General features: G+C 54.0%; 17 protein-coding genes, 1 pseudogene and 1 CRISPR repeat array. Of the genes and pseudogenes, 15 read left to right on the top strand and 3 right to left on the bottom strand.

Annotated elements, in window-relative coordinates; all coding sequences use genetic code 11:
• Positions 1-3 precede the first annotated feature (3 nt).
• From M0R70_10480 to M0R70_10445, 8 genes and pseudogenes are all read left to right on the top strand, one after another.
• Positions 4-564: a 3'-5' exonuclease gene (locus M0R70_10480; GenBank protein MCK9419791.1), complete on the top strand. Its 561-nt coding sequence runs from the start codon at positions 4-6 to the stop codon at positions 562-564.
• Entirely contained in the window at positions 540-3,227 is a 2,688-nt protein-coding gene (gene cas3, locus M0R70_10475; GenBank protein MCK9419790.1) for a CRISPR-associated helicase/endonuclease Cas3, read from the top strand. The genes M0R70_10480 and cas3 overlap by 25 nt, the downstream gene beginning before the upstream one ends.
• Positions 3,224-4,786, top strand: a complete 1,563-nt coding sequence (gene casA / locus M0R70_10470; protein ID MCK9419789.1) for a type I-E CRISPR-associated protein Cse1/CasA — start codon at positions 3,224-3,226, stop codon at positions 4,784-4,786. The genes cas3 and casA overlap by 4 nt, the downstream gene beginning before the upstream one ends.
• Positions 4,764-5,228 (top strand): type I-E CRISPR-associated protein Cse2/CasB, encoded by a 465-nt coding sequence (casB, locus tag M0R70_10465; protein MCK9419788.1) that lies wholly within the window; start codon positions 4,764-4,766, stop codon positions 5,226-5,228. Before casA ends, casB begins: the two co-directional genes overlap by 23 nt.
• A 15-nt stretch (positions 5,229-5,243) precedes the next feature.
• Entirely contained in the window at positions 5,244-6,482 is a 1,239-nt protein-coding gene (gene cas7e / locus M0R70_10460; protein MCK9419787.1) for a type I-E CRISPR-associated protein Cas7/Cse4/CasC, read from the top strand.
• Between the two features lie 2 nt (positions 6,483-6,484).
• A complete protein-coding gene (gene cas5e / locus M0R70_10455) occupies positions 6,485-7,165 on the top strand; it encodes a type I-E CRISPR-associated protein Cas5/CasD (GenBank protein ID MCK9419786.1) in 681 nt (226 codons plus the stop codon).
• Complete coding sequence (gene cas6e, locus M0R70_10450; protein ID MCK9419785.1) at positions 7,152-7,757, top strand: type I-E CRISPR-associated protein Cas6/Cse3/CasE; 606 nt, start codon at positions 7,152-7,154, stop codon at positions 7,755-7,757. Before cas5e ends, cas6e begins: the two co-directional genes overlap by 14 nt.
• A 344-nt stretch (positions 7,758-8,101) precedes the next feature.
• Positions 8,102-8,383: pseudogene (locus M0R70_10445) on the top strand (DUF1016 N-terminal domain-containing protein).
• Positions 8,384-8,627: 244 nt separating this feature from the next.
• On the opposite strand, the gene M0R70_10440 reads toward M0R70_10445, so the two are convergent.
• Positions 8,628-8,984, bottom strand: coding sequence for a helix-turn-helix domain-containing protein (locus tag M0R70_10440; protein MCK9419784.1), 357 nt, complete (start codon positions 8,982-8,984; stop codon positions 8,628-8,630).
• Positions 8,971-9,294 (bottom strand): type II toxin-antitoxin system RelE/ParE family toxin, encoded by a 324-nt coding sequence (locus M0R70_10435; protein ID MCK9419783.1) that lies wholly within the window; start codon positions 9,292-9,294, stop codon positions 8,971-8,973. The genes M0R70_10440 and M0R70_10435 overlap by 14 nt, the downstream gene beginning before the upstream one ends.
• Before the next feature lie 53 nt (positions 9,295-9,347).
• Between M0R70_10435 and cas1e the strand changes: the two genes are divergently transcribed.
• From cas1e to M0R70_10420, 3 genes are all read left to right on the top strand, one after another.
• Complete coding sequence (gene cas1e / locus M0R70_10430; protein ID MCK9419782.1) at positions 9,348-10,271, top strand: type I-E CRISPR-associated endonuclease Cas1e; 924 nt, start codon at positions 9,348-9,350, stop codon at positions 10,269-10,271.
• Positions 10,252-10,557 (top strand): type I-E CRISPR-associated endoribonuclease Cas2e, encoded by a 306-nt coding sequence (gene cas2e, locus M0R70_10425; GenBank protein ID MCK9419781.1) that lies wholly within the window; start codon positions 10,252-10,254, stop codon positions 10,555-10,557. Before cas1e ends, cas2e begins: the two co-directional genes overlap by 20 nt.
• Positions 10,558-10,645: 88 nt before the next feature.
• A CRISPR array of direct repeats spans positions 10,646-14,029; the repeat unit is 29 nt; unit sequence ATGTTCCCCGCACGTGCGGGGATGAACCG.
• 90 nt (positions 14,030-14,119) lie between these two features.
• Entirely contained in the window at positions 14,120-14,536 is a 417-nt protein-coding gene (locus tag M0R70_10420; GenBank protein MCK9419780.1) for a bacteriohemerythrin, read from the top strand.
• Positions 14,537-14,846: 310 nt separating this feature from the next.
• On the opposite strand, the gene M0R70_10415 is transcribed toward M0R70_10420, so the two are convergent.
• Positions 14,847-18,998 carry a PAS domain S-box protein gene (locus M0R70_10415; GenBank protein ID MCK9419779.1) on the bottom strand — a complete coding sequence of 1,384 codons (4,152 nt, stop codon included), beginning with the start codon at positions 18,996-18,998 and terminating at the stop codon, positions 14,847-14,849.
• A 453-nt stretch (positions 18,999-19,451) separates the two neighbouring features.
• On the opposite strand from M0R70_10415, the gene M0R70_10410 reads away from it, so the two are divergent.
• From M0R70_10410 to lgt, 4 genes are all read left to right on the top strand, one after another.
• Positions 19,452-21,929 carry a PBP1A family penicillin-binding protein gene (locus tag M0R70_10410; GenBank protein ID MCK9419778.1) on the top strand — a complete coding sequence of 826 codons (2,478 nt, stop codon included), beginning with the start codon at positions 19,452-19,454 and terminating at the stop codon, positions 21,927-21,929.
• A 211-nt stretch (positions 21,930-22,140) separates the two neighbouring features.
• The gene (gene ileS, locus M0R70_10405; GenBank protein MCK9419777.1) at positions 22,141-24,924 is read left to right on the top strand and encodes an isoleucine--tRNA ligase; all 2,784 of its coding nucleotides are present in this window, start codon (positions 22,141-22,143) and stop codon (positions 24,922-24,924) included.
• An 80-nt stretch (positions 24,925-25,004) separates the two neighbouring features.
• Positions 25,005-25,505 carry a signal peptidase II gene (gene lspA, locus M0R70_10400; protein MCK9419776.1) on the top strand — a complete coding sequence of 167 codons (501 nt, stop codon included), beginning with the start codon at positions 25,005-25,007 and terminating at the stop codon, positions 25,503-25,505.
• Positions 25,506-25,592: 87 nt separating this feature from the next.
• A complete protein-coding gene (gene lgt, locus M0R70_10395; GenBank protein MCK9419775.1) occupies positions 25,593-26,393 on the top strand; it encodes a prolipoprotein diacylglyceryl transferase in 801 nt (266 codons plus the stop codon).
• Positions 26,394-26,401: the final 8 nt, after the last annotated feature.

Genomic DNA, 26,401 nt, shown 5'->3' with positions numbered 1-26,401 from the left:
ACTATGAAATCAAGAACCATAAAAGATGGCGTTCAAAACCAGTATTCCAAGGCGGCGGGGCGATTCATCGCGGTAGATGTTGAGACAACCGGACTTTCGACAAGGCGCGGAGACCGGATCATTGAAATCGGCGCTGTTGTGCTTGAAGGGGACCGAATCGGCGAGGAGTTCCATGCGCTCATCAGAGTAAATGAGCGGATTCATTGGGCTGCACAACAGGTGCACGGTATCACTAATGAGATGCTGCTCGGTAAACCGCTAGCGGAAGAGGTTATGCCGGAATTCAGGAAGTTTGTCACAGACAGCACGCTCGTGGCTCATAATGCGAGATTCGACATGGGATTTATTAGCCACGAATTCCTGCGGCTTGGCGTGGGGCTGACGAATCCATATAACTGCACGCTGGAACTGAGCAGGAGACTGTATCCGAAGCTGTTGAATCACAGACTTGAAACGGTCTACCGGCACCTATTCGGCAGAATACCTGAACAGACCATGCGCCACCGCGCTCTTGACGACGCGCAATTGGTGGCGAGAGTGTGGGTGGAGATGATGAAAAGGTGAACGATTTATTGCAAAGTTATTATCGGTATTGGGGTAAGGCGGAGAAGGAAGGAGATGGTTATCATCTCTTGCCGTATCACTGCCTTGATGTGGCGGCGGTGGCTGCAGCATGGTGGGAGGACAGTTCGACCATCCGTCGCTCTTTTCGTCGCCGGAACGGTTTGCCGGAAGAGCAATTACGCGCATGGGTGCTCTTTTTTGTCGCGCTGCATGACTATGGCAAGTTCGATGTGCGTTTTCAGCTTCGTGTTAGGCCTATCTGGCAGACGCTCTATCCGAACGCGGGAAGCTACGATGCCCTTCCGGCGATACATGATTGCCATACGTATTATCATGGTGAACGAGGCTTGGCCTGGTTCATGAAAGATCACGGAAGAATGCTCGGACTTGAATCTAATGACTCAAACACTGGTCTGAGTTTTTTGGATGATCCAGAAGAATCCTCCTCGAATCTTTGGCAGAACTGGAAATCATGGCTGGAGGCTGTCGCTGGCCATCACGGTTACGTAAGGCCTTCTGAATATATAGATATCGCGTCATTGCCGCCGACATGCGACCGGCGTTTAGCAGTAGTTGACCGAGAAGCCAGAACTGAATGGCTGGCGGCATTGGAGCAACTCTTTTTAAAGCCCGTTGGGCTCTCCATCAACGATTCTCCTCCTGACTGCTCACCACTCATGGCTGGTTTTTGTTCCGTTAGTGATTGGCTCGGGTCGCGGTGTGATGCCGACAATTTTGTTTATCATTATCAGGCAATGGAGCTGAATGAGTATTTCGAGGCGATACGTGAGGGCGATGCCCGTCGGGTCCTCCGTTTTGCCGGTATCATCGGTCATCCACGTCAATACGGCAGCGTAAGTGATTTGCTTGAGCATGACGATCAGCCCCGCTCTTTGCAAACTATAGTAGACAGACTGCCGCTTGAGCCTGGTTTGACTATTATCGAGGCCCCAACAGGCAGCGGAAAGACGGAAGCGGCGCTTGCTTATGCCTGGAGACTCATCAATGCTGGACTGGCAGATTCAATTGTATTCGCTTTGCCGACACAGGCCACCGCTAATGCTATGCTCGGGCGTCTCAGGCGAATTGCTCCACTGCTCTTCGCTGATCATCTTAACTTACTGTTGGCCCACGGCTCGGCTCGTTTTAATAAAGAATTTGCTGAAATAAAACATGCAACACTCAAAGGGTATGAAAAGGAAGACGGTTGGGTGCAATGCAGTGAATGGCTGGCTGAGAGCCGCAAACGCGTATTTTTGGGACAGATCGGCGTTTGCACCGTTGACCAGGTGCTGATTTCCGTGCTTCCAGTCAAGCACCGCTTTGTGCGTGGGTTTGGAATCGGACGGAGCGTTCTTATCGTTGACGAGGTGCATGCTTATGATGCTTACATGTACGGTCTTCTGGAAGAGGTATTGCGAGAACAGCACAAAGCAGGTGGATCAGCATTGCTGCTCTCGGCAACTCTTCCCGAGCATCAACGGCAGCAGCTTTGCGATGCCTGGGGTGTAAAGTTAGAGAAACGAGGAGATGAGACGCCCTATCCATTGGCGACTTGGGCTGGCGAACGGACAATTCTGCCTTTCGTTCTCGATCCATCCCAACTCCCACAGAATAATTCCGTGATTGTAGAGCCGATTCGCGTTCCTCAGATTGTGCCCGACGAGAATTTGATTCGTCGTATTGTGGCTGCCGCCGAGCAGGGCGCGCAGGTGGCAATCGTCTGCAACCTGGTTGATATTGCCCAGGGTTTAGCCCGACACTTGAGAACGATGACTGCCTTGCCGGTTGATCTGTTCCACGCCCGCTACTGTTTCATCCATCGCCGGGAAAAGGAACTGGATGCTATTGCCCGTTTCGGTCCAAAAGGAGACCGCGCAAAGGGGCGTATTATTGTGGCGACGCAGGTTATCGAACAGTCCCTTGACCTTGATTTTGATTGGCTAATCACGCAGCTTTGTCCCGTCGATCTCCTTTTCCAGCGCATGGGGCGGTTGCATCGTCATGGTCGCCCTTCCCGTCCGAAGGGGTTCGAAAAGCCTCGATGCACGGTGCTTCTGCCTGACGACGATAGTTACGGTCTGCATGGGGTTATCTACGCAAACAAGCGTTCACTCTGGCGTACTGGACAGAAACTGCTTTCTGCAACAGGAAGAGAGGTTGTTTTTCCTCTTGCCTATCGAACCTGGATAGAGTCGGTTTATCAGGAAGAATCGTGGGAAAATGAACCTGATGATATGACAGCGAGTTATGAAAAATTTAGAGATGAAGTCCAGAATGTTAAGGGATATTTAGCACAACAAATGATTGAGAGAGCAAAGGGGATGAATCCGTTTGCAGATACGGACGAGGCGATTACGGCAGTAACGCGTGACGGCGACATGAACCGGACGGTTATCCCGTACTGCCGGACTTCTCAGGGACGGATGCTGATGGATGGGACCGTTCTGGAGTCGCTGGATGAGCGCCAAAGTCTCGAAGCATTATCATTGAATAGCGTGGGGGTTCCCAAATCTTGGGGCTATTGCTTCGGAGCCGAAGAAATCGACAAAGAAGGGAGGCGCTGGCTTGAGATGGAGCAAGATGGTGAATTCTACACAGGGAAGATAAAGGATGTGACGTTCAGCTATCACAAGGACATCGGATTGGAGAAAAAGAAATGAACTTGCTGATCGAAGAATGGATTCCGGTTCGACCGCTCCCCACGGGAGCGATGAAAAAGATTTCGCTGAAACAACTCCTTTGCGGAAACGAAGCGTGGGAATTGTGCCTGCCGAGGGATGACATGGAGCTTGCTGCTGTGCAGTTGCTGATCTGCATGACGCAGGCGCTCTTTACCCCGAAAGACGATGACGAGTTGAAAGGTCGCATTGCAAAGAGAATTACGTCGGAGGAGTATGATGCAACTATCCATCCGTGTGCCGACTGGTTTAACCTGAATCACCCGAAATTCCCCTTTATGCAGACGCGCAAGGTCGCAGCAAGCATCATTACGCAGATGGATAAACTATTTGCAGGGCTTACAGGTGCAGAGAATTGTTGTTTTATGAATGAGCCCGGCTTGGCGGCACAACTCTGTGGCGGATGTGCTGCAATTGCCCTGTTTAATCAGGCGACCTGCACACCTGGGTTTGGTGGTGGATTTAAGGATCCATTACGTGGTGGAACGCCAATCACAACACTTGTACAGGGCAACCACCTCCGTCAGACTGTCTGGCTTAATGTGCTATCTGACAGTGAAGTCGCACGGATAATGCCATGGCATCATAGCACCAATCGCCAGTTGCCTACGTGGATGGAGCCTATCCAGGCAGGAACAAATCATGCACAAAATATTGGATTTGTACGCGGTCTTTTCTGGCAACCAGCGCATTTGGAGTTGCTACCCCCAATTGACGTAAACAGTTTTTGTTCATGCTGTGGCTGCAGTATAGCGCACGGTTATCCGGGATTCTCGAAAGCCAAGTTTTCAAACTATTCCGTAGAAAATACTTGGCCGCACCCGCATTCTCCGCGCACTGTGGAGCTCAAGAAAGAGGGAACTTTTAATTCGTGGTTTATGTCATTCAACATTACTGCGCCGGCATGGACCCAATTGAACAGGTTTGTAGCTCAATTATCCCCGCAAGGAAAAATTGAGGGGTATGAGCCAGCGGCAGTTGTGCTTCAATCCAAAAAGCTCTATGGATTTAAAGCACAAAAACTACGATTGCTAATAGGCGGTTATGTACGAAGAAAGGCATCTATAGTTGATCGTCGTCACGAGGTATTTACTCTCAATCACGGTTGGGATCGGCACACAAATGTAATTAATGAAATTGTTTCATTAGGAACTGCCTACAAAGAAGCCATAAGAGTGGCGCTATTCTTTTTTTGCAAAGGCATGAAGGACAAGACTCACAAATTGAAGGGCCTTGGGGACAAAATAGAATTGCCGAAAGTTGCGGTAACCCAATTCTATCGCAGATCGGAACCGACAATTGAGAACACACTTGCATGCATTGACTTTGAAAATCCTGAACCGGTATTGACTAAGATGCGAAAAGAACTCAGAAGTATTACTGAAGAACTTTTCGAAGAATCAGTAAGGCCTTACTTGAATGACCCGGAACTTATGAAGACAATGGTCGCTGTAAGAAAAATTTATCTACGGAACAAACTATACGATCTTGAACCACAACGAGATAAAGGAGGGGACAATGGAACAACAGAAACTACCTGATTTCATGGTGCTATATAAAGTATGGGAACATTTGCCACCCGGTGCAAAAGCTGAGCTTAGACGTGTCCGTAGGCCACAGGAGTTGATAGAGGTGCCAGCCTTTTACCGCTTGTTCAGTGGAAATGCTGAGCAGGAGTGGGAAAAACAAGCATACCAGCGTTTGATTTTCTGCCTGCCTTATATCAGGCACAAGAACGGTGCGGACAGCTTAGGCAAGGCTATCGCCGGAGGGCGAAAAGTCAGTGAGAAGCGGCTATTTCAGGTGATCCGCTCCGATGCCCCTAATGACATGATCCAATTGCGCCGAATACTACAGATGGTTGAGCCATCCGCAGATTGGTTCATGTCGGCAAAGCTTCTTTGGTATTGGAACGAGCGAAGTAAACGTGACTTACTAGAAGGCTATTTCATGAATCAGTCGAGAAAAATAAACCATCCATAAAGAAAGGGAAAAATCATGGACAAGAATTTTATCAATTTTCACATTCTGATTTCTCACAGCCCCTCATGCCTCAATCGCGACGATATGAATATGCAGAAGTCCGCTGTATTCGGCGGCAAGCGTCGTGTGCGTATCTCCAGTCAGAGTCTCAAGAGGACCATGCGCACTAGCGACTATTATCGCAACCATTTGGGTGAAGCGAGCATCCGTTGCAAGCACTTGGATTTGCTAAAGGAAGAATTCTTACAGCTGCTGAACGGTGAATTTGAAGAGAACATTATTCAGGAAACGCTGGAGCGTTTTGTAAGAACAAAAACTAACGATGATACTGATGAAGATTCAGAAAGTGAAGGCAATGATAACTCTGAGAAAAAATTGGCTGTAGCTCCTTGGGTAAAAGAAGAGTTCAGGATTTTGTGTCAGGCAGTCAAGGAAGTCAAACAAAAAGGACTGGCTGAAGATGAACGACAAAAGGCAATGGAAAAATATGAAAAGCAAAAAGGAAAGAAGAAAAAGGATGCTGAGTATTTCATGGATCAAATATATACAAAGAAGATTGAAAATAGAATAGCCGTACATGCTGAAGCTCTTTCGAAAGCTGTCGGGTCTGCTGTTGATGTTGCGCTATCAGGACGCATGGCAACATCAGGCCTTATGACAACGATTGACGGGGCTATGGCAGTTGCGCATTCTGTTACAACACATGCAGTGGATGCAGATATCGATTGGTTCACAGCGGTGGATGATCTACAAAAAAAGGGCTCCGGTCATCTTGACACTCAGGAGTTTTCCAGCGGTGTTTTCTACAGATATGCCAGCCTCAATCTCAAGCAACTACAAATGAATCTTGGTCTCATTTCCGACGTAAAGGCACTGGAAACTTCCGAGAGTCGAAAAAAAGCTCTCGTAATTGCCTCTCATTGGCTTCACTTGATGGCTACAGTCGTACCTTCGGCAAAACAGCAGAGCTTCGCCGCTCATAATCTTGCCGATATGGCAATGGTTTCCTTCTCTGATCTTCCTGTCTCGCTGGCGAATGCCTTTGAAGCGCCAGTTAAGCATGAAGATGATGGTGGGTTTCTCAAACCCTCGATCAAGGCGCTTCATAAATACTGGCAGGCCGTTCACACCGGCTATGGTCTAGATGAGAGATGCGGTGAGTTCGCTCTGACGGATGCACCACCAGCAGGAGTGAAGGCCGCAAAAACGCTGGAAGAGCTGAAGTTGTGGGTGCTCGGCAACGGTGAGGTGTAACCATGCGGGAATTTCTCATTCTCAAATTGCACGGCCCTATGCAGGCTTGGGGCGAGCATACCTTCGAGGGGTTGCGACCATCCGCCAATTTTCCCACGAGAAGCGGTATGTTGGGGCTTCTCGGCGCATGCCTCGGCATCAAACGTAACGACCGTCTGAGACTTCAAACATTGGCAGATAGTGTCGGAATGGCGGTACGCTTGGACAAACGGAGCTTAATCCGCAAAGATGGAACGAAACGTCCATTGCGCGTGATGAAGATCACTGACTATCATACTGTGAAAGACGCTCGCGAAGATTATGCCGGGCTGAAGAGCCACGAAACCATCCAAACCTGGCGTGAGTACTTATATGATGCTGAATTTACCGTGGCGATTTGGAATTATCCAAACGCCGTAATCAGCCTGGACGATCTGGAAAAATCGGTAAAACAGCCATTCTTCACGCCGTACCTGGGACGGCGCAGTTGCCCGATTGCACGGCCATTGTTTCAAGCGCGACAGAAATCATCGGATGTTCTGGAAGCCTTCAAAGGAATAGAACCGCCGGGCGGGACGATCTATAGCGAAGAAAAGGTGAGCGACCGCATGAAGCGAGTCCGTGACGTACCGCTCATCCATCAGCCGCGCCAGTTTGCCGCGCGGAACCTCTATGTTCACGGAGGTGACAATGTATCTGAGTAAAGTCATGATAACCGGGGCAGCCTGCCGCAATCCCTATGAAATTCACTGCGTATTATGGAATCTGTTCCCTGAAGCGAAAGATGCTGAACGTGATTTTCTCTTCCGTGTCGGGCAGTTGGACCAAAACCAAGCCGAGATACTGATGCAATCGGCACGAGAGCCGGAAACTTCATCAAAATTTGCGCGAATACTGGCTTCCAGGGAATATCCGTTATCGATGCTGGCTGACCAGCGGTTGCGGTTTCTTCTTGTTGCCAACCCGGTGAAAACTATCATCGATGAAGGTGGACGGAAAAACACCAAAGGAGATCCAAAGAAATGTCGTGTGCCACTTGTGCGTGAGGAGGAACAGCGCTCATGGATAGAACGGAAATTTGGGGATGCAGCAACAATCGAGTCCCTTGTTATTGATCCCGTATCATCGCTCCGATTCAGGAAAAGCAAGGAAGACAGGGCTGGGAAGATACAGCCTGTCAATTTTCAGGGTGTCCTCGCGGTAACAAAACCGGAAGCCATGGTGGAATTGGTGCAAAGCGGCGTAGGTCCAGCCAAAGCATTCGGGTGTGGTATGCTTTCTCTTGCAAGGGCATAGGCCAAAGGCTTCGGCTGCGGGCTCATGCTGGTGAGGCGGGTGTGAGCGTTCGGGCTCGTGCGGTTGGGATGTGAGGTCGTGACATTTTGTCACGGGCTGACGTTGGCTGAAATTCCGGAAAAAGGGTGGGGGCAAATTGCCACCCCCCTTTATCGAACCGTCCGAAATAACCGGACAGTTGCTGATAAATGGTTCTTTCATTGTGGAGCTTGGTAAAGGGTAGGGACATCCTGTCCCCCTCCTTGAGGAGTTCAGTCGTAGACATTATGTCGACAACTCAGTTGTCCGATAAAATCGTACAACTGAAATATTCTCAACCACAGGCTGATTGAGGAGTTCAAAATATGCCGCAACCATTTGTCCACTATGCCGAACTGCTCGGCCAGATCAAACAACGCATCAGGCAGGGGCAGACCCGGGCCATGCTGTCCGCCAATGCTGAGTTGATCAACATGTATTGGGACATCGGTAGAATGCTTCAAGAGCGACAGCACAGGGAGGGCTGGGGAGCTGCGGTCATACCCCGGCTGGCGCGCGATCTCCGCAATGAGCTTCCTGAAATAAAAGGGTTTTCCGAGCGGAATATAGGGAGGATGATAGCCTTTTACCGCGCCTATCCCGCACTCGGTCCAATTTTGCCACAGGCTGTGGCAAAAATAAAGCCCCCGGTTAAAAAGGAATGCGCAATGAATACAGATGTGAAGTCGTGACATTTTGTCACAGGATGATGTTGACTGAAAATCGGGGAAAGGAGGGCGGCAAATTGCCACCACCCTTCATTACGGCAGACAGAAAAAGGAGGGGTACAATTTGTACCACTCCTTTCGATGGTAGCTTGAAGATGATATTGAAGGAAGATCACATGTATCGCTACGCCACCTCGCGCAGCACTTCGGGATGCTTGGCTGCTATGCGGAGGAGTGTTTTGGCCGCGCCCGACGGCGACCGGCGGCCCTGCTCCCAGTCGCGGAGGGTGCGCGCGGAAATGCCGAGAAGCGTTGCAAATTTGTCCTGCGACAGGCCGGTCTTTGCGCGGGCTTCGGCCACCAGCGCCCTATCCGCTGGAATGATTTCGTCTTTCTCCACGGTCCCGTCCTTGCGCGTTACTAAACGGCGGATTGATCCATCCGGTTTGGGAATGAAACGGGTCTTTCGCGCCCATTCAACCTTACCGCCTTTGTCAATGGTCTCGATGAAACGGCGTACTGCTTCTTTAGCTTTGCTCACGTTCAAACACCTCCTTGATTCGTTTCAGCCATGGCCGTGGCACGTCGTCGCGATCTCCTTTTCCGTATGCCGTGACCAGAACGATCTGTCCTTCAGCAGTCCGGAGATAATAGATGACTCGTGCGCCGCCGCGTTTCCCTTTTCCTTTGGCGGCCCAGCGCATTTTGCGGCAGCCTCCAGTTCCGGGGATGACATCGCCCGTTTCGGGATGCTCGCACAGAAATTCTTGCAGAGAGATAAACTCGTCATCGGTAAACAGTGCGTCTCTCAATTCGGCAAAGGGCGGCAGTTCAATGAATTCCCAGAGCATGACCAAGTATACGGCAATGCCGTATATGAAGTCAAGAAGGAAGTGACATCATTATGACCGAACTCATTCTCCCACCGCTTAAGCCTATTCCTATGAAGGACCGTGTTTCGGTCCTATTCGTGGAGAAGGGGAACCTCGACGTTCTTGACGGCGCGTTTGTGATCGTGGACAAGACAGGCGTGCGGACGCACATTCCCGTGGGCGGAGTGGCGTGTCTGATGCTGGAGCCGGGGACGCGGGTGTCCCATGCGGCGGTGACGCTCGCTTCGCGGGTGGGGTGTCTGCTCGTTTGGGTTGGTGACGGTGGGGTGCGGCTGTATGCCTCGGGCCAGCCGGGAGGGGCGCGAGCGGATCGGCTTCTCTATCAGGCAAAGCTGGCGCTGGATGACAATGCCCGATTGAAAGTCGTCCGCAAAATGTACGCCATGCGATTTAAGGAAGAACCGCCGGAAAGACGCAGCGTGGAACAACTGCGCGGCATCGAGGGTGTCCGGGTCCGAAAGATGTATGATCTACTTGCAAAGCAGTATAAGGTTGAATGGAAACATCGAAACTACGATCACACGGAATGGGGGAGTGGTGACGTGCCGAACCGGTGCCTCAGTTCCGCAACGGCCTGTCTCTATGGTATCAGCGAGGCGGCGATTCTGGCTGCTGGGTATGCCCCGGCTATTGGTTTCATCCATACCGGCAAGCCGCAGTCCTTTGTGTATGACATCGCTGACATTTTCAAGTTCGAAACCGTTGTTCCCGTGGCGTTCCGAATCGCGGCTAGGAACCCCGGTAATCCGGAGAGAGACGTTCGAATAGCCTGCCGGGATGCATTCAGGCAATCCAAAGTGCTTCAACGGATAATCCCCGCCATTGAACAGGTTTTAGCAGCTGGTGGTCTGGAAGTGCCGAAGCCGCATGAAGAGGCTGTTGCTCCTGCAATACCCAATAAGGAGGGTATCGGAGATGCTGGTCATCGTGGTTGAGAATGTGCCGCCTCGTTTACGGGGACGGTTGGCAATATGGCTGCTCGAAGTGCGGGCCGGGGTCTATGTCGGAAAGGTTTCGCGCCGTGTGCGTGAAATGATTTGGGGACAGATTGAAAAGGGAATGGAGGAGGGGAATGTGGTCATGGCCTGGACGACGAATACGGAATCGGGTTTTGACTTTATGACTCTTGGCAAAAATCGTAGAATACCGAAGGAAATGGACGGCATCAAGCTCGTATCGTTTCTACCGGGAAACGGGGCTTCAATTGGTGCAGACTCATAAGTGACGTGATGGGTAGTTTTATGGCATTTTGTTCGGTAGATTACTGACCCTCGAAATTGCTTCATGATTTCGGGGAGGTAGCGGAAGTATGTTCCCCGCACGTGCGGGGATGAACCGGCAACCGATTTCACGGAAATAAATTATCGGCAATGTTCCCCGCACGTGCGGGGATGAACCGCGCTTCATTTCTTCTTGGGCCTGAAACACCTCATGTTCCCCGCACGTGCGGGGATGAACCGCCAGCGGTTCACTTTACCATGCAGGTATTGTTATGTTCCCCGCACGTGCGGGGATGAACCGAGGAAAGTGCGCTCGGGAGGGTTGTGATTACCATGTTCCCCGCACGTGCGGGGATGAACCGAACAAACGGTAACAAGGAGGCCGCCCATGTCAATGTTCCCCGCACGTGCGGGGATGAACCGTAGAAATTATATTGGCCGGTTGGAAAGCGGACATGTTCCCCGCACGTGCGGGGATGAACCGCGTTCGGCCTCGATGAAGCCATAACCTATACCATGTTCCCCGCACGTGCGGGGATGAACCGCACCACTGGCAATATTGGCTGATAACGTGGGAATGTTCCCCGCACGTGCGGGGATGAACCGATGTTAGACCGTATTTCTCCGAGTCTCTTGAAATGTTCCCCGCACGTGCGGGGATGAACCGAGAGATTCCCCTTTGGCATCACAGGATGATCGATGTTCCCCGCACGTGCGGGGATGAACCGCAAAAGCATCCCCGGGGTGCTGCTCCAGCAGAATGTTCCCCGCACGTGCGGGGATGAACCGGCGCAGGGCAAGACCTGCCCGAATGTTTCAATATGTTCCCCGCACGTGCGGGGATGAACCGCTGGAGCTTGCCGTCATGAAACGGCAGCTGGCATGTTCCCCGCACGTGCGGGGATGAACCGGTTGCCGACGCAGTATGTTGGACCACCGCCGAATGTTCCCCGCACGTGCGGGGATGAACCGTGGATATAGCCTCCGCCGGGCTTCGGGATCTTATGTTCCCCGCACGTGCGGGGATGAACCGGTTGAAGCCCTGCCCGTTTTGTGGATCAAAAAATGTTCCCCGCACGTGCGGGGATGAACCGGGACGGGATTATGAGCGTAACGCGACTGTTATATGTTCCCCGCACGTGCGGGGATGAACCGGCTTCGACGCCCACTTTGTCCCGAATCCCCAGATGTTCCCCGCACGTGCGGGGATGAACCGCGCCTTGTCCTCATCGGTGATGGCGGGCACTTATGTTCCCCGCACGTGCGGGGATGAACCGAGGGTTCATCATCGTCGTTCTTTTCTGGATGAATGTTCCCCGCACGTGCGGGGATGAACCGGTTATTCTTGGCCAAAGGACCCATCCTCATATATGTTCCCCGCACGTGCGGGGATGAACCGCGAAATAGACCTATCTGTAGCTGCCGGCAAAGATGTTCCCCGCACGTGCGGGGATGAACCGGCCGCTTCGCAGCGGGGACTGACCGGCCTTGGATGTTCCCCGCACGTGCGGGGATGAACCGTCGTTGTCGAACGGGACGCCATCTCAGCTTTAATGTTCCCCGCACGTGCGGGGATGAACCGATGTTTTATTTTCTTCGACATCTACGGCCTCCATGTTCCCCGCACGTGCGGGGATGAACCGATGGTGCTGCCGGTGCCCCGGCTTTTCTCCGGATGTTCCCCGCACGTGCGGGGATGAACCGGTGCGATACAAGGCAGAGATTAAAGTCATATTATGTTCCCCGCACGTGCGGGGATGAACCGTTCGGCTTGATCTCGAGTCTGCCCGTTGCTATATGTTCCCCGCACGTGCGGGGATGAACCGCCTGCACCGAACGCAGGGGGCTCGGTCGGCTCATGTTCCCCGCACGTGCGGGGATGAACCGTAGTTCATATCATTACCCCTTTCCTTGTGCGGATGTTCCCCGCACGTGCGGGGATGAACCGGCTGGGGATATTTACGAGGACGACATAGCACAATGTTCCCCGCACGTGCGGGGATGAACCGGGTCTATGGCGATGCCGCCGCGAATAGATGAAATGTTCCCCGCACGTGCGGGGATGAACCGTCCATTTGACGGAATATTTAAAGCCCGGAGATATGTTCCCCGCACGTGCGGGGATGAACCGTGTTTCCGGAGGAGTATCGTAGTGATATTTGAATGTTCCCCGCACGTGCGGGGATGAACCGTAGAGGTAGAGCCACTGTCCTTCGGTGAGTCCATGTTCCCCGCACGTGCGGGGATGAACCGTGCCCATTCTGTAAAAAAACATCCACGACCGAATGTTCCCCGCACGTGCGGGGATGAACCGTCCGTCATCCTCGCGTCGAAGCAGTTCTCATGATGTTCCCCGCACGTGCGGGGATGAACCGATGCCCGCGTGCCTGGCGACCACTTCTATTGTATGTTCCCCGCACGTGCGGGGATGAACCGGCTGATATCGGCGGTGATCCTTGCGTTAAGCTATGTTCCCCGCACGTGCGGGGATGAACCGCTTTTCCCTTCCCTTTTATCCTCTCCCCTCAGATGTTCCCCGCACGTGCGGGGATGAACCGGTATCCATAGCCGGTCAACCCGGCACCGGAGAATGTTCCCCGCACGTGCGGGGATGAACCGCACGAGATGGACATTGACGAGATGGTCTACATATGTTCCCCGCACGTGCGGGGATGAACCGGAAGTAAAGCCTACAGGGGGAAAACATGAACAATGTTCCCCGCACGTGCGGGGATGAACCGTCTGGCGACTGCGGACGCGATGTTTTTTCTGCATGTTCCCCGCACGTGCGGGGATGAACCGAGGATGTGCTGTCATTCAGACGCACAAAAGTCATGTTCCCCGCACGTGCGGGGATGAACCGAGGAAGGAATGCTTTGGTGACAAGGTAGATGCATGTTCCCCGCACGTGCGGGGATGAACCGTCAAAAACTAATGTAAGGAGACGCGCGCAATGATGTTCCCCGCACGTGCGGGGATGAACCGGCGATCAAATCGATCGTGCTGGGAGATCCGGCATGTTCCCCGCACGTGCGGGGATGAACCGCCGGACGGTGTGGCTGGGCGTTGTAATTTGGCATGTTCCCCGCACGTGCGGGGATGAACCGATCGTCGTGGAACGCGGCCTCGTCGATCACCGATGTTCCCCGCACGTGCGGGGATGAACCGGCAATGCCGATCATGGTGCAAATCGCTATGAAATGTTCCCCGCACGTGCGGGGATGAACCGTTGAATGTGGTTTTAAACTGAGGTAGGTGTAAATGTTCCCCGCACGTGCGGGGATGAACCGTTTTTCGGATTTGCCCGCTCAGTCCAGGTAATATGTTCCCCGCACGTGCGGGGATGAACCGTGGATATGGACACGAATTGCATCTGGATATAAATGTTCCCCGCACGTGCGGGGATGAACCGGAAACCGGAACAGGTCTCGGCGATCTGGACGTATGTTCCCCGCACGTGCGGGGATGAACCACAGCAGACACAATATATTCTCCTTCCCTTGACATCCTTCCCCGTGCTTGTTACTATCCAGTATCCACCACGCGACATCAGGAGAATTATCATGAAATGGACGGAGAAACTGGCGACCGGCATCAGCACCATCGACAGCCAGCACAAGGAACTGTTCAAACGGATCAATAACCTGGTCATCGCCATAAAACAGCAACGCTGCAAGTCCGAGATCGACGGGACGATCAAGTTCCTGGATGATTACGCGCGGGTCCACTTCTCCGAGGAGGAAAAACACATGCGCGATACGAACTATGGCGGGTTGGAGGAGCAGCGGGAGGACCACAAAAAATATCTTGCGGTGCTTGCCGATCTGAAGGAACAGGCGTCGCTTCCCCGGGTGCAGGGCGTCTCCTATGATCTGTCCGCAACCACGAACCAGGTGGTGGTGGACTGGATCGTCGACCATATCATGAAGGTGGATATGAAGTTCGGCGCCTTCCTGAGAAGCAGGAAGAGTTCGGAGTGATCAGTTCCCCCGATAGAAACGTTCGAGGGCAGGCTGCGTTCGGAGTAATTATAGCAAACGCAATAATTGTTGTTATATCATTTGTAGGGCAACCCTTCAGGGTTGCTTAAAGCAAGGCTAAAGCCTTGCCCTACATGTAACAATATTTTATGCGCTTGCATTAGTTAGGTGAGAATTGCCTTTAAAGAGATTTCATGAGTTCATTGTGCATTCCCAACTCCCAACTCCCAACTCCCAACTCCCAACTCCCAACTCCCAACTCCCAACTCCGAACTCATTGCTCCGAACTGTATTTAATCACTCCGAACTATTATCTATCAAGTATCTCCCGAACCTTCTTCAGAAGATCCGAAGGGCTGATGGGTTTCAAGACAACATCAAAATCCGTCTCGGGGGTCTCTTTTTTGAACACCATGTCCGCAGTATATCCGCTCATGAACAGGGCCTTGATATCCGGGCGGATCTTTTTTATCTCCAGATACGCTTCCTTTCCGTTCTTCTTCGGCATGATGATATCGAATACGAGGAGATCTATCCCTTTCCTGTTATCGAGGAACTTCCCCACAGCCTCCTCACCGTCAGCGGCTGCAATGACCCGATAGCCGGAGTTTTCCAATACCTGTCCGGCGAGGTCGCGTACGGTTTTGTCATCCTCGGCTAAAAGCACGGTTTCCGTTCCCCGCGCGAGCTCGGCGGGAGCAGTGGCCGGTTTTTCGACGGCAGCCGTGGCGAGCAAGGGAAGGTATATCGTGAATGTTGTGCCTTTTCCCGGTTCGCTGTATACCTCGATATAACCGTGGTGCTGCTTTATGATGCCATATACCATAGAGAGACCGAGTCCCGTGCCTTTCCCGACCTCCTTGGTTGTAAAGAAGGGCTCGAAGATCCTGCGGCTGATGTTTTCATCCATGCCGATACCGGTATCCGTTATCGACAGGCATGCGTACGTCCCGGGCCGGCCGTAGGCATGGGTCCTGATAAAATCCTCTCCCATTTTAAACGCTCCCGATTCCAAGCGCAACATTCCGCCGTTCGGCATGGCGTCCCGGGCATTGGCCGCGAGGTTCATCAGCACCTGTTCGATGTGCATGCCGTCGGCCAGCACCGGCAGGCCTTCTTCCGCGAGCATGGTCTTGAATTCGATGTCCTCGCCGATGATTCTTCCCAGCAGATGTTCCGTCCGCCCGATGATGTCGTTCAGGTCGATCGGCTTCAGGTCGATGACCTGCTTCCGGCTGAAGGAAAGAAGGCTTTGCGTCAGATGCGCCGCCCGTTCTGATGATGCAATGATGTGCTGCACAAAGGGACGATCCGGATTGCCCGCATCCATTTTCATCAGGAGAAGGTGGCTGTATCCGATGATCGCCGTCAGGATATTATTGAAGTCATGAGCTATCCCGCCTGCCAGCTGACCGACAGCCTCCATCTTCTGCGCCTGGCGCAGCTGGTTTTCGAGCAGTTTCAGCTGAGTGATGTCGGTGATCAGGCTATCCACGGTGATCACCTGTTCTGTGCCGTCGGCGCGCGAAACCGGCGTGTGCCTGACCCAGCGGATAGAGCCGTCCTTGTGAATGATCCTGTGCTCAAAGGGAGCGGCGGGCGCCCCGGACAGGACCGCGTTCGTCTGTTCGATGACGGTATTCCTGTCCCCATCGAATATCATGCGGTACCAGAGGCCTGGGTCTGCATTGTATTCATTCGAGGTGTAGCCGGTTACGGTTACACACCCCGGGCTGTGATACGTTGCGATGGCGCGCCCATTCTCAACGTCGATGGTAACGATATAATCGGTCACTGATCTGACGAGCCGCTTGTAGCGGTTTTCACTTTCCCGCAAGGCGCTGATCGTCTCTTTGCGGCTTTCCTCGACGCCGACAGCGGATGCAACTATTTCCAGAAATTTCAGCTCAACATCGGAAAGCATGGGGTCGATCTGATAGGCAGTACAGAGGGCACCGACGAAATCGCCGCCGAAGGACACGGCCTTGCCGATATAGGTCTTTAATCCGTAGCTGCTCACGTGCGGATCTGTTTGTGCGTAGGAAGTGGCCGGAAGGTCCCGGATCACGCACACATCCTGTCCTCCTTTTTTTATAATATCGTAGCAAAAATGGCCTTCGGGTTTAGCTCTGGGTTCAAAATCCGGAGGCGTATTCCATTGCCCCAGCGCGTATAAGGTGTCCCCTTCCAGACGATAGTAAATCGCGCAGGCGGCATCCAGTTGTTCCCCGCACAAGGCAACCAGCCGGTTGATATTCTCATCCGGGTTCGGACCGAAACTTAAAAGACACTCGTTCAACATGATGAGCCGCTTTTCCGATTGCTTGCGCGCGGTGACGTCCTGAACGGTTGAGATCATCATGTTCTGCTCGAATACGGGAATATTGACGGCATTGACAAGCTTCTTTTTTCCGGTCATCGTCGTAATTTCCATGTTTTCCCATCGCATACGCGATGGATCGCCCGTGGCGATATCAGTGATTATTCTCTCCTTTATTGCTTTTCTCTGAACAGGATCAGGATACACATGACTGAAGAATTCCGTTACATTCACCAGAACCGTATCCGGCCAGCCATAGATCTCTTCAAAGGCGGAGTTCATATAGATCGCTTTGCCGTTCTTGATATCGTTCACCCCAAGTCCGATCGGCAGGTTGTCCATGACCGCTTCTATAAAGACATTACGCTCTCTCAGCGAATTTTCCAGCTGTTTTCGTCCCGTTATATTCCTGACCGCTTCGATCCCCGCAACGATCTCCCCGGATTCGTTCTTAAGCGGAGATACCGTTATTTCGACATGGAGCGGCCCATTGGCGGTCTGGACCGTTCTCTCCGTTGTATGGATCATGCCGTCCTTGAATGATGCCGCCAGTGCGCAGTTATCACAGGTCTGGTCTTTCTGTTCATAGGCCTGGTAGCAATATTCTCCGATATGATCGCCATGGAGGTTTTTGTCGACCTGGTTCTGGTATATGACCCTGAAATCCAAGTCCTGGATGCTGATCCCGTCGCCAATGGCCGCGATGATTGCTTGCGACTTGTTCTTTTCGTTGATCAAGGCAACTTCCGCCTGTTTCCTCTCGGTGATGTCCCGGATGATGCTCTGAAATAAAATCTTTCCGTCGCTGTCGATAAGGCGTGAACTGACCTCGACCGGGAATGCCTCTCCGTTTTTTCGCAGGTGTACGGTCTCAAAGATCATCCCGCTTTGCGCCCGCACCTGTTGCATCTGTCCCGTAATATCAGGCCATGTTTCTGGAGAGCGAATGTCCCTGATATGCAACCGGAGCAGTTCGTCGCGTGAATAGCCGTAGGCCGCTATTGCCCGGTCATTTGCTTCTAATATTTTCCCCTCCGGGTCACAGAGAAGGATTATGTCATTCGCGTATTTGCTCAGGTAGTCGTATCTCTGTGACAGCACTTTGCTCGCCAGTTCCGCATCGTACTGCTTCCGGGCGTACTCCGTGATTTTTTTGCGCCACCAGAAGACGATGGCCAGGCTTGTGGCCGCGATCAGGAGGACGCTCGCGAACGTCACCTGCCGGGCTTGTGTGACGATAGGCGCGTAAATTTCCGTGAGGTCCATTTTGGCGACCAGGAACCAGGATGTCTGGGGGACAACTCGCAGGGTGGCAAGCACCGGCACAGCTCGGTAGTCACGTTGTTCGACAACGCCCTTATTCCCGGCCCGGGCGGCATCGATGTCCCGCATCTTTGATTCGTCGAGCGGAATCCTGAACGTGAGGGCGGTTTGTTCCCGATGGCGGAGGTCATTGAGAAAAAGTATATCCCGTCCTTCAAGGCGCAAGAGAACGGTTTCCGCTGTCTCGCTCTGACCCTGCCACGTTTGGATTAAGGGGTATAAAAATGAGTGCGGGTCTATGTCGAATACGATCGCTCCGATCAGGACGTCGGAAGATCCTTTGCGCAGAATGAAGGGGGCGACGAGGTCAAGATGAATGTCTGTGGAGGCAGGTTTGCTGTGAATGTCGGAGAGGACCGCGTGTTTCGCGTTAAACGCTTCAGAAAGCGCTTTTCTTGTCGGCGGGTCCAACTGCGATTGCCGGTCACCCTTTATTGTTGAGATCCTGATGATCCCCTGGGCATCAACGAGATAAACGCTTTTATAGTCATAGGTCTCCGCGCGGGACTTCATCCAGTCAAGCAGCTCTTGTTTGAGCCCGGGTGCTTCGGGAGTTTCCAGGAACTTCCGGACCGCCGCTGCTATAAACGTGTTTTTGAAGATCACCGTGGCATTTCCCAAACGCTCCTTGCGCCAGGTGGTGATCTGATCGACCTTGAGGTCTGCAATGGCGGACAACTCGTTCTGGATGCTTTTTTTAATATGTTCTTTTTGGGTGAGGTAGTACAGATATCCCGCAGATACTATGCAGAGCGCAAGCATGATGAAAAGGAGAACCATCTTATAACGCATATGGTCGGAGCCGGGACGTGATGCCATGAAAGGGCGCCTCTTTTCGTCGTAAACGGTTGATATAGTAATTATTGGGTGCTGCTCAGATGGCTTGGAATTGAACCGCGATACGTTTTTAACCGTCACATTGCATAGTGTCGTCATTCCTGAACGCGTTCATCGGGAATCCAGCGGTTTTCAACGGTCCCGGGTCCCGGATAAGGGCTTCCGGGGAAATCGGATAGTGGTTGCCGCATCGTTCCGATTATTGATGCATTGATTTTATCAGACAGTCGGCATATTGTCAATGAAGCCAGGCTTTTCAACGCGCTCAGGGCGGTCCCTATCTGATTATTGTCAATGTCACTCTCTTCGTAATGAATCTTTTATGACACGATAATGCCTCTCAAACACACTTTTCGTTTGATTTTATCCCTCCGGGATGTTATTATTTTCGGCACTGCTCAAAAAGAGCGAAATACCCTGAGGTTGCCGATACATATGATGAAAAAATGGTTGGAAACGACCCGTGAAACGGTCACCAAGCTGGCTCGATCCGCCTGGGAACAGTTCAAGATATTCTGGTTCACCATCGCGGTGCCGTGGCTCAAGCATCTTACTCCCGGGAAGGCATTGAAGCTCCTGGGGATCGCTTTCGTATCCGGTGTTCTCTTTGTCGCGTTCCTGTTCTTCATTCTCTCGTTCGGTCTGCCGACCGTGGAGTCGCTCAAGGACTACAAGCCAAGCCCGGGCACGACGATCCTTGCCGAGGACGGCCGGGTGCTGGGCCAGATCAAGATCGAGAAGGGCATCTACGTACCCCTCAAGCGCATACCGAAGTACATGGTGAACGCGCTCCTGGCGACCGAAGACCCTCGCTTCTTCCAGCACACGGGCATAGACTATCGCGGTATTCTGAGGGCGGCGCTCAAGAACATCATGGCGGTCCGCGTGTCGCAGGGCGGCAGCACCATCACGCAGCAGCTCACCAAGGTGGTGTTCCTGTCGCCGGAGCGGAAATTCAAGCGCAAGATCAAGGAGATCATCCTGGCGCGCAGGCTCGAGAAGGAGCTGACGAAGGACGAGATCCTCGAACTCTATCTGAACAAGATCTACTTTGGGCACGGCGCCTACGGCGTGCAGATGGCATCCAAGACCTATTTCGGCAAGAACATCTGGGAGGTAAACCAGGCGGAGGCGGCGCTCCTTGCAGGGCTCCCCAAGTCTCCCTCGGCTTTTTCGCCTTACAGCGACATCGACCTGACCAAGCTCCGGCAGAAGCATGTGCTGAAGCGAATGGTGGCGGAGGGATATCTCACCGAGGAGAAGAGCGTAAAGATCTATGACCAGCCGCTCAACCTTGAGAACCTGAGGCCCCTGGAAGAGATCGCTCCGTTCGTCGTCGATTATGTCCGGAAATATATCGAGAAGAAATACGGGCCTGACACGCTTTACCAGGGAGGGCTCAAGGTCACCACCTCCATTGACATGGACATTCAGCGTACCGCGGGCATCGCGCTCAAGGAGGGACTCCGCGCGCTCGACAAGCGGCAGGGCTTCCGCGGCCGCTTCGGGTTCAAACAGCTCAAGTCCGCGCCGATCGATTGGAGCTCGCTCCACGTCATGGTGAAGCCCGGAGAATCGTTCAATGCCCATGTGCTCGCGGTCGACGATTCCTCGATCACGGTCAAGGGCCGCGGTATGATGGGCTACATCGCGCATGACGACATGGCCTGGGCGCTTATCATTCACAAGAAGACAAAGGACGCGCCCGACGAGTTCAAAAAACCGGCCGCTCTCGTTCAGCCCGGAGACATCATCAAGGTCCGCCTGAAGGCTTACGACAGGAAGAAACAGCTTGCCTCGTTCCTCCTGGAGCAGACGCCGCTGGTGGAGGGCGCGGTCGTATCGATCGAGCCGTTCACCGGATACGTGCGCGCCCTGGTCGGCGGCTATGACTTTGTTGAAGGCGGATTCAACCATGCCATGGAGGCGAAGCGCCAGCCCGGGTCGTCGTTCAAGCCCTTTATCTACGGCGCGGCGCTCGAGAGCGGGTTCACCCCGGCATCCATCCTTATGGACCTGCCGGTGATCCACGAGAAGGATGAATACGATAAGAAGGGGTGGAAGCCGACGAATTACGACGAACGTTTCCTCGGCCCCATGCGTTTGCGGACGGCGCTCGCCCTCTCGCGAAATGCCGTTACGGTCGGCCTGCTCGAGAAGATCGGACTGGACAAGACCATTGATTTCGCCCGGAAGGCCGGCATCACGAGCCCGATCAGCTACGATTACACAACAGCCCTCGGCTCATCAGCGGTGACGCCCCTCGAGCTCACCTCGGCGTACGCGACCTTCGCATCCCAGGGGATACGGACCGGGCCCATCATCATCAAGAGCATCATTGACGGCAGCGGCACGGTGCTCGAGAGCTTTGAACCCCAGCCCGTCGAGGCCATCGACCGTACCACGGCCTATCTCGTCACGAGCCTGCTCAAAAGCGTGGTGGAGGAGGGCACGGGAAGGGGCGCGCAAGTCCTCGGGAAGCCGCTGGCGGGCAAGACCGGAACCACGAACAATTATGTGGATGCCTGGTTCATGGGGTACGCTCCGAGCATCGTCACGGGTGTGTGGGTGGGATATGATAACGCTCAGGCCTCTCTCGGAGACAAAGAGACCGGCGCGCGCGCCGCGCTCCCGATCTGGATCAGAGTCATGGCAAAGGCGCTCGAGGACAACTCCGCCGAGGATTTCATCGCGACCGACGAAGTGGTATTCGTGACGATCGACCCCGAGAGCGGGCTCCTGGCGCGTGAAGGCGCCGCGGAGGTCTATCATGATGTCTTCCGCCGGGGGACCGAACCGACGCAGTACGCGGATACGGTAAAAAAATCGAAGACGAATTTCTTCGATCTGGACCAGGGTGTTGCGAGTGAGGCCACGATGACAAAAATAAATCCTGAAGAGATAACGGACTGACTACAGTTCGGATCATTCGACTGTCGCTCATGATGGTGAGCATGAGTCGAACCAGTTCGGAATACGGAGTCTCGAGAGTCTTTATCCGCAGATTACACAGATTTCACAGATTAAGGACTCAGTCCTGGTTTAAAAATCTGCGTTAATCAGCGAAATCTGCGGATCATATTTGTTACGGACCGTGAATTGCGGAATGGAAGAGGCAACTTGAATGGATTATAAGACGACGCTGAATTTACCGAAGACCGACTTTCCCATGAAGGCCAATTTAAAGGACCTGGAGCAGAGGACGATACTGCGCTGGAAAGAGCAGGGGACCTATGGCCGGATCCAGGAGAGGAACAAGGGAAAGAAGACCTACATTCTGCATGACGGGCCGCCTTACGCGAACGGCCATATCCACATCGGCCACGCGCTGAACAAGATCCTGAAGGACATCATCGTGAAGTACAAGTCCATGCAGGGGTTTTCCTCTCCCTATGTACCGGGCTGGGACTGCCACGGCCTTCCCATTGAGCACCAGGTGCTCAAGAACCTCGGACCGAAAAAGGAGACGATGAGCAAGGCCGAGATACGGACGCTTTGCCGCGAGTATGCCGGAAAGTTCATCGACATTCAGCGGGAAGAGTTCAAACGGCTTGGCGTGTTCGGCGACTGGGACAATCCCTATCTCACCATGAACTATGCCTATGAGGCCGCGATCGTGCGGGAGCTCGGCAAGTTCGTGGGCGCCGGAGGCGTGTATAAAGGGAAGAAGCCGGTGTACTGGTGCGGGTCCTGCGAGACAGCTCTTGCCGAGGCGGAGGTGGAGTATGCGGACCACGAATCGCCATCCATCTCGGTCAGATTCGCGCTGCCGGACGCGGCAAAGGCATTCCCGGTGCTCGCGGGAAAGAACGTCGCGGTCGTGATCTGGACCACCACCCCCTGGACGCTCGTTTCGAACCTTGCCGTGGCGCTTCATCCGGAGTTCGACTACGTTGCCGTTGACATCGGTTCCGACTCGGTCATCATTGTTGCCGAGGCGCTCCTCGCACAGTCCCTCCAGAAGTTCGAGGTGAAAGAGCACCGGGTCATCGAGAAGTTCAAAGGCCGCAAGCTTGAAGGCCTCATGGCGCGCCACCCGTTCATAGACCGGGATTCCCGGGTCATCCTCGGAGAGCATGTCACGCTCGAGGCGGGCACCGGCGTCGTGCATACCGCTCCGGGCCACGGCCAGGAGGACTACGAGGTCGGCATTCGGTACGGTCTTGAAGTGTATGCGCCTGTCGATCATAAAGCCAGATTCACCAAAGAGGCCGGCCAGTTCGCGGGCGAGCACGTGCACAAGGCGAACAAGGGCATCATCACGCTCCTGAAAGAAAAGAACGCGCTGCTTGCCGAGGAAAAAATATCCCACTCCTATCCCCATTGCTGGCGATGCAAGCACCCCGTCATCTTCCGCGCCACCGAGCAGTGGTTCATCTCCATGAAGAACAATGACCTGCTCAAAAAGACCGTGGAGAACGTCCACAAGGTCACCTGGGTCCCGGGATGGGGCAAGGACCGGTTCCTTTCGATGGTCGAGAAGCGGCCTGACTGGTGCATCTCGCGCCAGCGGGCGTGGGGTGTGTCCATCGCGGCATTCACCTGCAAGGATTGCGGCCAACTGCTCCTGGACAGGACGATCATCGACCATGTGGCCGCGATCGTTGAACAGGAAGGCGCTGATGTCTGGTTCACCAGGCCGGCTGCCGCACTGATGCCCCCCGGCATTTCATGCAAAAAGTGCGGGAAAAAGGACTTCGAGAAGGAGATGGACATCCTCGACGTGTGGTTCGATTCGGGCGTGAGCCATGCCGCGGTACTGAAGCAGCGGCCGGAACTCTCCTGGCCCGCGGACCTGTATCTTGAAGGAAGCGACCAGCACCGGGGGTGGTTCCAGTCATCGCTCCTCACGTCCGTGGGAACCACCGGCATGGCGCCCTATCGGACGGTGCTGACGCACGGATTCACCGTTGACGGCTCAGGCAAGAAGATGAGCAAGTCGGCCGGGAACGTGGTCGCGCCCCAGGAAGTGATCGACAAGTACGGGGCGGAGGTGCTCCGGCTCTGGGTCTCGGCAGCGGACTATCGCGACGATGTCCGCATCTCTCCGGAGATCCTGACCCATCTCGCGGAGGCCTACCGCAGGATCAGGAACACCAGCCGCTATCTGCTCGGCAATCTCTCCGACTTCGATCCCGAGAGGGACCGGGTCGCGGACAAGGACCTTGTGGAGATCGATCGCTGGGCACTGCATCGGCTGCAGAAGCTGGTCCAGCGCGTGGAGAAGGCCTACGACGAATTCGAGTTCCATGTCGTGTTCCACTCGCTGCACAACTTTTGCGCCGTTGACATGAGCGCGTTCTACCTCGACATCCTGAAAGACCGGCTCTATACCGCTCAAACGTCATCGCTGCAACGCCGGTCAGGCCAGACCGTAATGCATGCGGTCCTCTCCGCGATGGTCCGCATGATGGCGCCGGTGCTGTCGTTCACGGCGGACGAGGTCTGGGGTTACATGAAAGAGGGCGCAAAAACGACGAGCGTGTTCCTTGCGGAGTTTCCCCGGGTGGAAGAGAAGTATATCGATGACGAACTTGAGGCGCGATGGACTAAGATCCTCGCGGTGCGCGGCGAGGCCGCGAAGGTGCTCGAAGCGCTCCGCAGAGACAAGAAGATCGGACATTCGCTCGACGCGGGTTTGACGCTCTATGTGGCGCCGGAACTGTACGGGCTTCTGAATGCGTATACAAACGACCTGGCCTTCATCTTCATCGTTTCGTCAGTGTCACTGGCACGGTCAGCAGACGCGCCGGCTGACGCTGTTGCGAGCGAGGTGATCAATGGGCTCAGGATCGCGGCCGGGCCGGCCGAGGGCGTGAAGTGCGGCCGCTGCTGGATGTACAGCAAGACCGTGGGGTCCGTGAAAGAACATCCGGAGATCTGCGGAAGGTGCGCGGGGAATCTCTAATAACTTTACCACAAAGACACGAAGACACTAAGAACACCTTCGAGTCTTGGTGCCTTAGTGGTGAAAAGATTTGAGGCAGAATGAAAAATAAATATCTCCAAGCAGGATCGATCGTGGGCATCGTGCTGGTCCTGGACCAGATTACCAAGTATCTCGTGGAGTCGCGCATCCGGCTGCATGACGTTATCATCGTTGTTCCCGGCTTCTTTAATATCACCCATGTGCGCAACAAGGGCGCGGCCTTCGGCATTCTTTCCAATCTGCCGGAGTTCTGGAGGAGCGCGTTCTTCATCGCGGTCACGATCGTTGCCATAGCGGTGATCATCGCACTCATCGTGAAAACACGCGATCGGCTCACGGTGTATGCGTTCTCGCTCATCGCGGGCGGGGCAATGGGCAATGTGGTCGACCGTATCAGGTACGGTGAGGTGGTGGACTTCATCCAGTGGTACGTGAAATCGTACTATTGGCCGTCGTTCAACGTGGCGGATTCGGCCATTACGCTCGGTGTTGTACTGCTGGCGATCGAGATGCTGTTCGGGGCAGGCGCCAAATCACAAGCGCCAATCCAAACGAAGTAATTATTGTTACATTCCTACGGAATCCCCCTCTCCCCACCCTCTCCCCGCCGGGGAGAGGACTAAGGTGAGGGGCAGGAAAGGCTCATCATGCACCCTATACTGTTCGAAATACCCGGAATCACGATCGGGAGCTGGACGCTGGGCCCCATTCCGATCAGGATGTACGGCCTGATGATCGGTATCGGCTTCCTCCTTGCTGTTTTGCTGGCGTCGCGGCGTGCCAGGAAGGAGGGTATCAATCCTGACCGCATCATGGACATGGGCGTTTACCTGCTTATCGCGGCCATTGTCGGCTCACGGGCCCTTTATGTACTGACAACGCTGCGGGAATTCACCGCGAACCCGCTGGATGCCTTCGCGATCTGGAAGGGGGGGCTCGTGTTCTATGGAGGTCTGATCGCCGCCGTCCCTGTCGGGATCTGGTACGTGCGGAAGCACAAACTACCGGTCTGGAAGATCGCGGACATCGTGGCGCCTTACATCGCTCTTGGACACGCATTCGGCAGGCTCGGCTGTTTTTTCGCCGGATGCTGTTACGGATCCCTGTGCAGCGGTCCGGTTTGCATAACCTTCCATGATTCGCACTCGCTTGCGCCCCTGGGGGTGTCGCTTTTCCCGACCCAGCTTATGGAGTCCGGAGGCGAGTTCCTGATCTTCGGAATTCTGATGGTCCTGTGGCGGCACAGAAAGTTCGATGGCCAGCTCTTCTGGCTCTACCCGCTCTTTTATTCGGTCCTGCGGTTCATCATGGAGTTTTTCCGGGGGGATGCGGATCGCGGCCTGTACTTCGGAGGCGTGGTCTCCACGTCGCAGATCATCGCGGTGTTCCTGTTCGGGTTCTCTCTGTTTATGCTGTGGAAGCTGGGGAAGACACGTAATGCAAAATGAAAAAGGCA

It is taken from the genome of Nitrospirota bacterium, from assembly GCA_023229435.1.
Lineage (GTDB): Bacteria > Nitrospirota > UBA9217 > UBA9217 > UBA9217 > JALNZF01.
The sequence above is the reverse complement of the archived record's forward strand: the minus strand, read 5'-3'. Positions and strand labels throughout refer to the sequence as shown.